The sequence below is a fragment of the Ralstonia sp. 110700041-2 genome (genome assembly GCF_056280165.1).
In genome coordinates this window covers 83,693-96,486 of the sequence record NZ_JBSFAI010000002.1, presented here as the reverse complement: position 1 = coordinate 96,486, position 12,794 = coordinate 83,693, and the positions used below count along the sequence as shown (strand labels likewise).

11 protein-coding genes are annotated in these 12,794 nt (G+C 64.6%); 5 read left to right on the top strand and 6 right to left on the bottom strand.

The window, feature by feature from the left end; translation table 11 throughout:
• Positions 1–15: 15 nt before the first annotated feature.
• Positions 16–2,382, bottom strand: coding sequence for a xanthine dehydrogenase molybdopterin binding subunit (xdhB, locus tag ACUXH0_RS02975; protein ID WP_182593796.1), 2,367 nt, complete (start codon positions 2,380–2,382; stop codon positions 16–18).
• Between the two features lie 4 nt (positions 2,383–2,386).
• On the bottom strand, positions 2,387–3,901 hold the full coding sequence (gene xdhA / locus ACUXH0_RS02970) for a xanthine dehydrogenase small subunit (protein WP_182593797.1): 1,515 nt from the start codon (positions 3,899–3,901) through the stop codon (positions 2,387–2,389).
• Between the two features lie 213 nt (positions 3,902–4,114).
• Here xdhA and ACUXH0_RS02965 point away from each other — a divergent pair, with 213 nt between their 5' ends.
• Positions 4,115–5,062: a LysR substrate-binding domain-containing protein gene (locus ACUXH0_RS02965; RefSeq protein ID WP_004630872.1), complete on the top strand. Its 948-nt coding sequence runs from the start codon at positions 4,115–4,117 to the stop codon at positions 5,060–5,062.
• A 44-nt stretch (positions 5,063–5,106) separates the two neighbouring features.
• Here ACUXH0_RS02965 and ACUXH0_RS02960 read toward each other — a convergent pair whose 3' ends face one another.
• Positions 5,107–5,955, bottom strand: a complete 849-nt coding sequence (locus ACUXH0_RS02960; protein WP_037044162.1) for an ABC transporter substrate-binding protein — start codon at positions 5,953–5,955, stop codon at positions 5,107–5,109.
• A gap of 158 nt (positions 5,956–6,113) precedes the next feature.
• Here ACUXH0_RS02960 and ACUXH0_RS02955 point away from each other — a divergent pair, with 158 nt between their 5' ends.
• From ACUXH0_RS02955 to ACUXH0_RS02940, 4 genes are read left to right on the top strand one after another with little or no spacing between them, the layout of a single operon-like run.
• Entirely contained in the window at positions 6,114–7,214 is a 1,101-nt protein-coding gene (locus ACUXH0_RS02955; protein WP_182593798.1) for a substrate-binding domain-containing protein, read from the top strand.
• 56 nt (positions 7,215–7,270) lie between these two features.
• On the top strand, positions 7,271–9,805 hold the full coding sequence (locus tag ACUXH0_RS02950) for an ABC transporter permease (RefSeq protein WP_182593799.1): 2,535 nt from the start codon (positions 7,271–7,273) through the stop codon (positions 9,803–9,805).
• Positions 9,806–9,841: 36 nt separating this feature from the next.
• Entirely contained in the window at positions 9,842–10,246 is a 405-nt protein-coding gene (locus tag ACUXH0_RS02945) for a group II truncated hemoglobin (protein ID WP_012436078.1), read from the top strand.
• 49 nt (positions 10,247–10,295) lie between these two features.
• Positions 10,296–10,874, top strand: a complete 579-nt coding sequence (locus ACUXH0_RS02940; protein ID WP_004630862.1) for a DUF924 family protein — start codon at positions 10,296–10,298, stop codon at positions 10,872–10,874.
• 20 nt (positions 10,875–10,894) lie between these two features.
• On the opposite strand, the gene ACUXH0_RS02935 is transcribed toward ACUXH0_RS02940, so the two are convergent.
• The 3 genes from ACUXH0_RS02935 to ACUXH0_RS02925 are packed head-to-tail and all read right to left on the bottom strand — an operon-like array spanning position 10,895 to position 12,789.
• On the bottom strand, positions 10,895–11,491 hold the full coding sequence (locus ACUXH0_RS02935) for a LysE family translocator (protein WP_182593800.1): 597 nt from the start codon (positions 11,489–11,491) through the stop codon (positions 10,895–10,897).
• Positions 11,492–11,497: 6 nt separating this feature from the next.
• Positions 11,498–12,082: an LOG family protein gene (locus ACUXH0_RS02930; RefSeq protein ID WP_182593801.1), complete on the bottom strand. Its 585-nt coding sequence runs from the start codon at positions 12,080–12,082 to the stop codon at positions 11,498–11,500.
• Positions 12,079–12,789 (bottom strand): TetR/AcrR family transcriptional regulator, encoded by a 711-nt coding sequence (locus ACUXH0_RS02925; protein WP_004630855.1) that lies wholly within the window; start codon positions 12,787–12,789, stop codon positions 12,079–12,081. The genes ACUXH0_RS02930 and ACUXH0_RS02925 overlap by 4 nt, the downstream gene beginning before the upstream one ends.
• Positions 12,790–12,794 lie beyond the last annotated feature (5 nt).

Genomic DNA, 12,794 nt, shown 5'->3' with positions numbered 1-12,794 from the left:
GTCTGTTCTCCGAACTCAGGCGGACAGCGGGACGCTGCGGATGGCATCCACAGCCTTGAGGATTTCTTCGCTGGTGGCCGGCGCATTCAGCGGCGGGTTCGTGCGGCCATCGCCAACCGCGGCGACCCCATCGCGAATGGCGAAGAAGACCGAGAACGGCAGCAGCAGCGGCGGCTCACCCAGCGCCTTGGAACGGTGGATGCTGTCTTCCACGTTGGCGTTGTTGAACAGATTCACGCGGAAGTCCGGCGGGCAGTCGTTGACCGTCGGGATCTTGTAGGTGGACGGCGCGTGCGTCATCAGCTTGCCGTTCTTGTTCCACCACAGCTCTTCGGTCGTGAGCCAGCCCATGCCCTGGATGAACGCGCCTTCCACCTGGCCGATGTCGATCGCTGGGTTGATCGAGCGGCCGGCGTCGTGCAGCACGTCGGCGCGCAGCAGGCGCCATTCGCCGGTCAGCGTATCGACCACCACTTCCGACACGGCTGCGCCATAGGCGTAGTAGTAGAACGGGCGGCCCTTCAGCTTGGATTGATCCCAGTGCAGCTTGGGCGTGGCGTAGAAGCCGTCGGACCACAACTGCACGCGGGCAACGTAGGCCTTGCCGATCAGCTCGTCGAAGGGCACGCGGCGCGTACCGATTTCCAGATGGTCGCCCACGATCGCCACCGTCTCGATGGGCGCTTCGTAATGCTCGGCCGCAAACGCGATCAGGCGCTGGCGGATCTGGCGTGCGGCGTCTTGTGCAGCCTTGCCGTTCAGGTCGCTGCCTGTGGATGCCGCCGTGGCGGAGGTGTTTGCCACCTTGCTGGTGTCGGTCGCCGTGACGCGGATGCGCGTGAACGACACGCCCAGTTCGTGTGCTACGACCTGCGCGACCTTCGTGTTCAGGCCCTGGCCCATTTCGGTGCCGCCGTGGTTCACGAGGATCGAGCCGTCGTTGTAGACGTGCACAAGGGCGCCGGCCTGGTTGAAGTGCTTCACGTTGAACGAGATGCCGAACTTCACCGGCGTCAGCGCAAGGCCACGCTTGAGCACCGGGCTGGTCGCATTGAACGCGCGAATCGCTTCTCGGCGGGCGCGGTAGTCGGACGTCGCTTCCAGCTCGTCCAGCAGTTCATGGATGACGTTGTCCTCCACCGTCTGGCCGTATGGCGTGACGTTGTTCTTGTCCTTGCCGTACAGATTGGCGCGGCGTACGTCGAGCGCATCCTTGCCGACCGAGCGCGCGATGTTGTCCATGATGTACTCGATGGCAAACGCGCCCTGCGGGCCGCCAAAGCCTCGGAACGCGGTGTTCGACTGCGTGTTGGTGCGCGCGCAGAAGCCGTCGATTTCCACCTCAGGCAGCCAGTAGGCGTTGTCGAAATGGCAGATGGCGCGCGTCATCACCGGGCCCGACAGGTCGGCCGAGAAACCGGCGCGCGAGGTCATGTCGACCTTGACGCCCTGGATGCGCCCATCGTCGTCGTAGCCGGCTTCGTAGGCAAAGCGGAAGTCATGCCGCTTGCCGGTGATCATCATGTCGTCGTCGCGGTCCGGACGCAGCTTGACGGGGCAGGCGAGTTTCCATGCCGCCAGCGAAGCGCAGCAGGCGAACAGGCCCGATTGCGACTCCTTCCCGCCGAAACCGCCGCCCATGCGACGGCATTCAACCAGCACCTGGTTGGCGTGCCAGCCCAGCATGTGCGACACCATGTGCTGCATCTCGGTCGGATGCTGCGTCGAGCACCAAACGTGCATGCCGTTGTCTTCCTTCGGCACCGCGTACGAGATCTGGCTTTCGAGGTAGAACTGCTCCTGGCCGCCCAATGACATCTTGCCGGCTTCGGAGTGCGGCGCGGCAGCGATGCGCTCGGCGGGTTCGCCGCGCTTGAGGTGCATCGGCGGCAGCACGGACTTGCCGGCAGCGCGTGCCTCTTCAGGCGTCAGCAGCGGGGGCAGCACTTCGTATTCGATATTGCCCAGACGCGCTGCACGGCGCGCCGCATCGTGCGACGTGGCCACCACGATGAACATCGGCTGGCCGATAAAGTGCACCGTGTCGGTCGCCAGGATGGGATCGTCATGGATGATCGGGCCGCAATCGTTCGTGCCCGGAATGTCGGCTGACGTGAATACCGCCACGACGCCCGGCGCAGCCTTCACGCGTTCCAGATCCATGTTGACGATGCGCGCATGCGCCTGCGTGCTCATGCCGAGCGCCGCGTGCAGCGTGCCGGCCAGCTCGGGGATGTCGTCGGTGTAGGTGGCGGTGCCAGCAACATGCAGGTGCGCAGATTCGTGCGGGCGCGAAATGCCCACCACAGCACCGCGCTGATCAGGCATGGCCGCAGCAATATCGGCTTCCGCCAGCAGGAAGGCTTCGGTTTGCTTGTTCATGTTCTTAGGCTGCCGTGAGGGTATTCAATTCGACTGCGCGCACATTGATCTGTTGGGGCGCGAGCGGCGCATCGGTGCGGGTTTCCAGCCAGAAGCGGTACACCGTGTTGGCAGCCGATACGCGGCGGTAGTTGTCGGTGGCGCGCATGTCGGTCAGCGGGGTGTAGTCACGCGACATGGCTGCCATGGCAGCACGCACCGTCGCTTCGTTCCACGGCTGGCCAACGATGGCGTTTTCCGTCTCCGTCGCGCGCTTGGACGTTGCCGCCATGCCGCCGTAAGCGATGCGTGCGCTGCGCACCATGTCACCGTCCAGCTCGATGGCCAACGCCGCGCACACGGCGGAAATGTCTTCGTCGAAGCGCTTCGAGAGCTTGTACGTACGGAAGCGCAGAGCATCGCGGCCCTCACGTGCGGGGATGCGCAGGCCCGCAACGAACTCGCCTTCTTCCATCGCGTTCTTCTGGTAGGCGAGGTAGAGGTCTTCGAGCGGCAACTCGCGGCGGACTTCGCCACGCTGCAGGACGACGCGCGTGCCGATGGCAATGAGCGCGGGTGCCGAGTCACCGATCGGCGAGCCGTTTGCGACGTTGCCGCCCAGTGTCCCGGCATTGCGGATCGGCAGCGAGGCAAAGCGCTTCCACAGCTCGGTCAGCTCCGGGTAGTCCGCGGCCAGGAATTCGTAGGCCTTTTCCAGCGAGACGGCAGCGCCGATCTCGATCCAGCCGTCACGCTTTTGCAGTGCGTACAGGTCGGCCACCTGGCCGATGTACAGGATGTCGCCCAGGTCGCGGAACTGCTTGGTGACCCACAGGCCGACGTCGGTGCTGCCGGCCAGGATGCGGATGTTCGGATGCGCGGCCTTGATGGCGGCAAAAGCTGATGCGGTGCGCGGTGCGTAGAAGCGCGGCGCATTCTCGGTGCCGACGGGCGCATAGCTGAAGGTGTCGTTGCGCTGCAGCTTGCGCAGCGTGTCGGCCAGTTGCGTGCGATCGATGCCTGCCGGCGCGGGCAGTTCGAACATGCGTTCGCCCGCGTCGATGATGGGGCGGTATCCGGTGCAGCGGCACAGGTTGCCAGTGAGCGAATCGCAGATGGTCTGGCGCGAGGGGATTGGCGCCTGGCTGCCGGTGTTTTCGTACAGGGCGTAAAGCGACATCACGAAGCCCGGCGTGCAGAAGCCGCACTGGGATCCGTGGCACTCCACCATGGCCTCTTGCACCGGGTGCAGCGTGCCGTCCTTGCCGCGCACGTCTTCCACGGTGAACAGCGCCTTGCCGTCAAGCGTAGGCAGGAACTGGATGCATGCGTTGACGGCCTTCAGTCCGACGCTGCCGTCTTCCTGCAGTTCGCCGAGCACGACGGTACAAGCACCGCAATCGCCCTCGGCGCACCCTTCCTTGGTGCCAGTGCAGTGCGCGTCTTCACGCAGGTATTGAAGCACCGTCCGGGTGATCGGGGCGTCCGTGACGGTGCGGACCTGGCCGCGGTGGAAGAAGCGGATGGGCTGAGTCTCCATGGGGGTTCTACGCCTGTTTGTGTGTGTAACGGAACCATAGCACCGGGCCAGGAATGCAATATTTGGCCCATGTGATAACCCGCATCGGAAAGCCAAAATCCGGGGTATACCCGCCGGTAGCGGTCTGGCGGCGCGGCGTGCAGGTGACATACACTGACAGCGTCCTCAAGCACGTTTTTTAGAAGGGTCGGCGCAGCCGTTACCCGCCTCCAGATGCACGGCAAAGATCACCTCGATACCTATCTCCTGCGCGTTCTGTACACGCTGCTCACCGAGCAGAGCGTGACGCGTACGGCGGTCAAGCTTGGCCAGTCACAGCCGGCCATCAGCAACACGCTCAAGCGCCTGCGCGAGATCACCGGCGACGCCATTCTGGTGCGCGGCAAGAACGGCATGGTGCCGACCGAGCGGGGGCATGACTTGCTGTCGCTGGCCCAGCAAAGCCTGGAGGCGATGGAGCGCATCGCCCGACCTTCGCAGGATTTCGATCCCGGCAACACGACGCGCACGTTCCACCTGGGTGCACCGGACTATCTTGATGCCTTTTTCCTGCCCAACATCGTCGAGCGCCTACGCAAGCAGGCCCCGCACGCCAAGTTGGTGGTGCATCCGCTCAACGCCGGGGTCGACTACCTGGCCGCCCTGGAGCAAGGCGGCATGGACCTGGTGATCGGCAACTGGCTTTCACCGCCCGAACATCTGCACATTTCACCGCTGTTCGACGATGAAGTCGTCTGCATGCTGGGCGCACAGCACCCGCTGGCGCGCAAGGGCATCTCGCTCAAGCACTATGTGGAGATGCCCCATCTGGCGCCTGCGCCGTATGCCGTCATGCAGCGCAGCATGATCGATCAGGCTCTTGCGGAGCAGGGGCTCAAGCGGCAGATCCAGGTGTCGCTGCCGTATTTCGGGCTGGTGCCATATGTGCTGATGCGCACCGATCTGGTGTTCACCACCGGCCGCCAGTTCGCCGCGCACTGCGCCCAGTATTTGCCGATCCGCATCCTGCCGACACCCATGGCATTTCCCAAGATGCGCTTCTATCAGCTCTGGCACGAGCGCAGCCACGCGGCGCCCGATGTGATGTGGCTGCGCCGCATGATCGGCGAAGTGGCGGCCGAGTTGCCGCAGCATCCGCAGTTGGAATCGGCGGTGGCCTGAACTGAACCGCCGTCGTCCTGCCCTGCGGCGGGGCAGGCAGGAAGCTATTTTCCGGTTGCGACCGCCTTCCCGTAGTCCGGGAAGAACACCTGCTCTCCGTTGACCTTGAAGTCGGCAATGACCTGCTGACCGGCGGGTGACGTGATCCATTCGATCAGCTTGGTTGCATCGGTGTAGTTGACGCTCGGGTATCTCTTCGGGTTGACCGCGATGATGCCGTAGGGGTTGAACATGCGCGGGTCGCCGGCCAACACGATGTCGAGACCCGTTTTGGCACGGTAGGCGCCGTAGGTCGCGCGGTCGGACAGCGTGTAGGCGTTCATCTGCGCGGCCATGTTCAGCACTTCGCCCATTCCGAGCCCTGCGCTCACGTACCACGGCTTGCCATTCGGGGCGATGTTGGCGGTCTTCCAGTAGGCCTTTTCCATGACATCGGTGCCGGAGTTGTCGCCGCGCGAGATGAACTTGGCGCCGGCTTTTTCGCCCGCCGCAGCGATGGTCTCCATCCCCTGAATGACATTCTTCTGGCCGCGCACGTGAGCGGGGTCCGCGTCGGGGCCGACGAGGATGAAGTCGTTGTACATCACGTCGCGGCGGTCGATGCCACCCCCTGAGGCGACGAAGGCATCTTCCAGTTGGCGGGCGTGCACCAGCACCACATCCACATCCCCCGATTCCCCCAACTTGACCGCCTTGCCAGTGCCAACGGCAATCACCTGCACATGCACGCCGGTGGCGGCCTCAAATTTGGGCAACAGGACCTTCAGCAGACCGGAATTCTCTGTGCTGGTGGTGGTAGCCATGCGGAGATCACCAGCATATGCGGCAGTGGCAACCGCGAGCGTCAGGCAGATGAGAGCAGATAGCCGAAGGGCTTTGGACAATCGGGGCATATTGTGGGGGCTAGCGCGAAGGCGTGGACGCTTTATGTCGGATGCTGCATGATGGCGGCAACGTCGGGGGCAGCCAGCGACCACGAAATGCCCGCCCCGCAACGAGCAGAATTGTTCTCCCGGGGCACGGCGGAAGTAAATAGGAAACCATAAACATAATGTCATTCCAGTTCGAGGTATTTCCGGTGGTGGGGCCGGACGACAACCCGCGTGCGAACGGCAAGGTGTTCCAGTTGCTGCGGGCGGTGCGAGAGACGGGGTCGCTACACCGCGCGGCGAAACAGGTGGGGCTGTCATACCGGCACGCCTGGGGCGTGATGCGGTCGTGGGAGGAGATGCTTGGCCGCGCGCTGCTCGACATGGAGCGGGGCCGGGGCGCCTCCCTCACGCTTTTTGGTGAGCGCATGCTGCGCGCCGAGATGCGCCTGCGCGAGCAGCTCGATCCGGCACTGCATCAGGCCATGGGGCAGTTCCTCTCGGAGCTGGAAGACGCATCCCAGTCGCAGGCGCGCATCCGTTTCTCGGGCAGCCATGACCCAGCCGTGGAGCTGCTGGCCGAGACGTTTGCGCTGCAAAGCCACGGCGCACACATCGACACCGTGTTCTGCAGCGCCGTTGAAGGGCTGATCTGCCTGCAGGAAAAGCAATGCGAGGTAGCCGGCTTCTATGTGGCGCCGCAGCAAGGCGCGGGCTCGATCGCGCACCAGACCTTGCGCAAGTGGCTGCGCCCGACCGCCGTGCGCCTGATCGCCCTGGCCGATCGCGAGCAGGGGCTCATGATGTCGGCGGAATGGGCGGGGCGGGTGCAGTCGCTGGGCGACCTGGCGCGCACGCAGGCGCGCTTCATTAACCGCCAGCGCAGTTCGGGCACGCGTTTGCTGTTCGATCAGTTGCTGGTGGCTGCCGGGCTGTATCCCGACCAGATCCACGGGTACGACGAGCAGGAATTCTCCAGCGACAAGATCGCCGTGGCCGTGCAAGAAGGGCGGGCGGACGTCGGCTTCGGCCTGCGCCCTGGCGCCGAAGCCCACGGGCTGCACTTTGTCCCGCTGACGCGCGAAACGTACTACCTGGCGGTGCGCCGCAACGACGCACTGTCGCCCTGGGTGCGTGAGCTCATCGAGCGCATCGGGCAGCCGGCCTTCCGCGAAGGCCTGGGCCATCTCGCCGGCTACCGGCCGACCGAGCACGTTTCGCTGCTGACCGCAGAGCAGGCGCTGCCCTGGCACGCTGACGAGGCCCGCGCGCTCGCCCGCTGAAGTCGTGCGAACATGGCGGGGTTTGCGCCATCGGGCGCCTCGTCCATGTTCTGCCCATGTCACGTTTCTCCGTCTGGACCCAAGCCGTGCGCATGCTGCGCCGCGACTGGCGCGCCGGTGAACTGAACCTTCTGCTCGTCGCCCTGGTGCTGGCTGTGGCCGCGCTGGCGTCCGTCAGTTTCCTGGCCGACCGCATGCATGCCGGCCTGGAGCGTGATGCGCGTCAGCTGATCGGCGCGGATGTGCTTGTCGTGTCCGACCAGCCGCTGCCGCCCGACATCGAGGCGCATGCGCATGCGAGCGGCCTGCGGGTCACGCATACCGCCACCTTCCCCAGCATGGCGAGCACGTCGACAAAGGGCGCATCGGGCGAGCCCGCTTCGCAACTCGCTGCCATCAAGGCCGTCGACATGGGCTACCCGCTGCGCGGCACCCTCAAGGTGGGCGATGACGGGCGAGATACCGTGGGCGCGCCAATCCAGGGCGTTCCCGCCGCAGGCACGGTGTGGGTGGACGCACCGCTGCTCGAAGCGCTCGGCATTCGCGTGGGCGATGCGATCCGCCTGGGCAAGCGCACCTTCAAGGTCGCTCACGTCATCACCCAGGAGCTTGATCGCGGCGCGGGCTTCATGAATTTCGCCCCCCGGGTGATGCTGTCGATGTCAGACCTGGGCTCGACAGGCCTCGTCACCTACGGCAGCCGCGTAACGTACCGCTTGCTGGTCGCTGGCCCGGATGCCGCTGCCGGCGCATTCCACACTTGGATCGAGAACGAAGCGAAGACGCGCCAGTTGCGTGGCGTGCGCGTTGAATCGTTGCAGAACGGCCAGCCGCAGATGCGCGAAACGCTGGACCGCGCCGAGCGCTTCCTCTCGCTCGTCGCCTTGCTGGCGGCCATGATTGCCGCAGTGGCGATTACGATGGCCGCGCGCCGCTACACCGCGCGCCATACCGATGCGGTGGCCGTCATCAAATGCCTTGGACTCAAGCAACGGCAGATTCTCGGCACGTTCGCACTGGAGTTCTTGCTGATCGGCGTGATGGGTTCGGCGGTGGGCGTGGCGCTGGGTTATGGCGCGCACTGGTTATTACTGGCGTCGCTCGGCGACCTGGTCACGGTGCCATTGCCCGCGCCATCCGCCTGGCCTGCGATCGTGGGCGTGACGGCGGGGCTGGTGCTGCTCATCGGCTTTGCGGTGCCGCCGTTGCTGGGCCTTGTGCGCGTGGCGCCGCTGCGCGTGCTCCGGCGCGATGTGGCGGAGCGCGCGGTTGCCGCATGGATCGGCTATGCGCTGGGTGCGGCGGCGTTCTTTGCGCTGCTGGTCGTGTCTGCGCGCGACGTGAAGCTTGGCGCGCTGACCGCTGCCGGGTTTGCCGGCGCCATCGTCGTCTTTGCGCTGCTGGCTGCAGGCGGGTTGCGCGCGCTGGCGGTGTCTTTGGGGCGTGGTCGAGCGCTCAGTGTGGGTTGGCGCTTTGCGCTCGCCGTGCTGGAGCGCCGTCGTGGCGTGAGCGTGCTGCAGACCGTGGCACTTGCGGTCGGTTTGATGGCGCTGCTATTGCTTGCCATGACGCGCAATGATCTGATCCGCTCGTGGCACAACGCCACCCCGGCCGATGCGCCCAACCGGTTCATCATCAATATCCAGCCCGATCAGATGCAGGCGGTGGCCCAGGCCCTCGCCCAAGCCGGCGTGGCGGACCCAACGCTCTACCCGATGGTGCGCGGGCGCCTGACGCAGGTGAATGGTCAGGTGATCGACCGCCAGACCTATGCCGAATCGCGCGCCCGCAATTTGGTCGAACGCGAATTCAACCTGTCGTACGCGACCACGCAGCCGCCTGAAAATCGCATCGTTTCCGGCCAATGGTTCAGTGGACAAAAGCCCGAGGCCTCGGTGGAAGAGGGCATTGCCAAGACGCTCAATCTCCATCTGGGTGACGTGCTGCGCTTCGACGTCGCCGGGCAGACCGTGGATGCGCCCATCACGTCATTGCGCAAGCTCGACTGGAGTTCGATGCGCGTGAATTTCTTCGTGATCCTGCCGCCCGTGGCGCTGCACGACATGCCGCAGACGTACGTGACCGCGTTCCGCATTCCCGCCGGGCAGGCCGATCTGCCGGCAAAGCTTGTGCGCGAGTTTCCGAACCTCACGGTGGTCGATACCGAACTGATCCTGCAGCAGGTGCAGGGCGTGCTGGACCAGGTGACGGCGGCGGTGGAATTCCTCTTCGTCTTTACGCTGGCGGCGGGTGTGCTCGTGTTGTATGCAGCGCTCTCCGGCTCGCGCGACGAGCGCTTGCGCGATGCCGGCGTGCTGCGCGCGCTGGGTGCGGGCTCCAGCGTGGTGCGGCAGACGCAGTACGCAGAAGTGCTGATCGTTGGCGGCCTCGCTGGGCTGATGGCCGGCGTGGGCGCGATCGCCATCGGCTGGGTGCTGTCGGCGTATGTGTTCGATTTTCCGTATCGTTTCAACCCGGCAATCCTGCCGGTGGGCATCGTGAGCGGCATGGCGTGCGCCTTTGTTGGCGGCTGGTTGGGCTTGCGCGACGTGCTGCGTCGCCCGGCCATGGCAACGCTTCGTGACGCGTGACGACGCCTGGATTTTTCTTGATGTGACTGACGCTGTATGACTGACGCAACTTCCGGCCAGGAATCCCTGGCGTTCGACCTCATTGGCGGCGAAGCGCGTGTGCGCGAACTCGTTGACCGCTTCTACGACCTGATGGACCTGGAGCCCGAGTTTGCCGTGCTGCGCGCGCTGCATCCGCAAAGCCTGGATGGTTCGCGCGACAAGCTGTTCTGGTTCCTGTGCGGCTGGCTGGGCGGCCCGAATCATTTCATCGAGCGGTTTGGTCACCCGCGCTTGCGCGCGCGCCATCTGCCGTTCGAGATCGGCACGCAGGAGCGCGATCAATGGATGCGCTGCATGGCGCTCGCCATGCAGGACATTGGCCTGGACGAAGCCCTGCAGATGCGCCTGATGCAGGCGTTCTGGCAGACCGCCGACTGGATGCGCAACGTGCAGCGCTAGGGTGGCGCGCTAAACCGCACCTCACAAGAACACATTCAAGGAGACCCCGATGATCGGTTTGCCCACCGCCGACGATGTGCTCGCGTTCTGGTTCGGCAACGCGCCGCTGCTCGACGCAAGGCCGGAATGGTTCACCAAATCCGACGCGTTCGATGCCGAGATCCGCGCGCGCTTCCTGCCGCTGTGGGAGGCGCTTTCCACGGGCGACGCCGACACCTGGATGGACACGCCGCTCGAAGCCATCGCGCGCATCGTCGTGCTCGACCAGTTCTCGCGCAACATGTTTCGTGGCACCGCGCGCGCCTTTGCCAGCGACGCCGCTGCGTTGCACACCGCGCAGATCGTCGTGGCCGCAGGATGGGACGCGCAATTGCCAACGCGCCATCACCGCGTGTTCTGCTACCTGCCGTTCGAGCACAGCGAGGCGCTGTCTGCGCAGGACGAGTCGATTCGCCTCTATACGCGCCTGCATGATCAGGAAGGCGACGCGGACTCGCTCATCTGGGCGCAGAAGCACCGCGAGATCGTCGCGCGCTTCGGGCGCTTTCCGCATCGCAACGAAGCGCTCGGGCGCGTTTCCACGCCCGAGGAAGTTGTGTTTCTGATGCAGCCGGGGTCGTCGTTCTAGGCTGACGGGGCTTTTCCCGCTTAGCGGCTCAGCACCGAATACATCAGCGTTCCCGAGAAAGTGAGCAGTACCAACGCAGCGCCGCGCAATAGTTTGGGCGTATGAGACGCCCATGAGTGCCGCGCCGTGAGGAGCATGCCCAGATACGACCAGCCGATGGCAATGGGCACTAGCACGACCAGGAACGTGGCCATGGTCCGCCCAAAATCGGCTGCGGTCTGGAATGCCGCAAGTGGAAAGAACGTGCTTCCAAACAGCAGCGCTTTCGGGTTCATCAGCGTGGTGACGAACATGTCGCGCAAGCCCACCGGATTTGCCGCAACGTGCTGCAGCGCACCGCTTTGTCGCCAGATCCTTGCGGCCAGGTAGAGGATGTAAGCAGAACTCAGCAGCTTGACGATGGCCGGTAGCCACGGCCGGCTGACCGACAGGGCGCTCAGGAAGAATCCCCACAGCGAGATTGACGTGACATAGCCCAGCGCCTCGGCGGCAATGAGCGGGCTCGTCTGCCGCACGCCCACCTTGAGGCCGGACGAGAGCAGCAGCGTGTTCGTGGGCCCCGGCATGATCAGCACCAGGGCCACATACAGCGCCATCGTCAGCAACGGATCCTGCATGAAGCCCTACGTGCGCTCGCGACGTTCCGACCACTTGTCGACCGTCTCGCGCGGCGCACGCCCCAGCATGTCGATCAACGCGGCAGGATCGTTGCTCACGTGCAGCAGATCAGCGTGGTGGCGCTTGAGGAAGCCTTCCTGCACGGCATGGTCGATGAAGGCGAGCAGCTTGTCGTAAAAACCCGCCACGTTCAGCAGGCCGATTGGCTTGTTGTGATAGCCGAGCTGCAGCCACGTGAACGTCTCGAACAGCTCTTCGTAGGTGCCGACGCCGCCGGGCATGGCGATGAAGGCGTCTGCACGGTCGGCCATCATCTGTTTGCGCTGGTGCATGCTGTCGACGATGTGCAGTTCGGTCAATTCCTTATGCCCGACCTCCTTGCGCACCAGCGATTTCGGGATGATGCCGATGACCGGGCTGCCGCCGTGCAGCACCGCGTCGGCCACCACGCCCATCAGGCCGACGTTGCCGCCGCCGTAGACGAGCGTGAGGTCGCGCTTGACCATCTCATTGCCGAGCGCGATGGCGTTGGCTTTGTATTCCGGGCGCTCACCCGGGCTGGAACCGCAATAGACGCAGATCGATTTCATTGAGCAGGAGTGGTGGTGCCGGGGTTGCCAATGGGCGGATCGTTGCTGCGGCTGACCGCCAGCAAATCAAACGCCCGCCGCGGTTTGCCGCGCAGGTATGGCGCGAGGATCGACAGGATGTGGTAGCTCACGCCGTGCAGGTGGTCACGGATCGCGTTCGGGTCGTTGTACTGGCGCGGGTGCTGTACGAACTGGAACGACAGCCAGTAGGTGGCGATCACGACGATGTTGGTACAGATGACGTCGACTTGCTCGGCCGTGGCTTCCATCTCGCCGTCTTCGATGAACTGGTGGCAGATGTCCATGGCGAAGTGGCGCTTCTGCTCGACGATGCGCTTGAAGTTCAGCTCGAGCATGCGGTTGCGCGCGAGCAGATCGTTGATGTCGCGGTACAGGAAGCGGTAGTTCCATAGAAACTCCGACATGTACTGCAGGTAGCCCCACGTTTCGTCGAGTGTGGCCTTGTGGTCATCCGGCAGCTTCAGGCGACGGGCGATCTCCTGCTCGAACTGCACGAAGATCGAGTTGATGATGTCGTCCTTGTTGCGGAAGTGGTAGTACAGGTTGCCCGGGCTGATCTCCAGCTCTTCGGCGATCGTCGTGGTGGTGACGTTGGGCTCGCCCAGTTCGTTGAACAGGCGCAGCGACACTTCGAGAATGCGATCGCGCGTGCGGCGCGGGCCGGTGGAATGCTGCTTGGTTTCCATTGAAC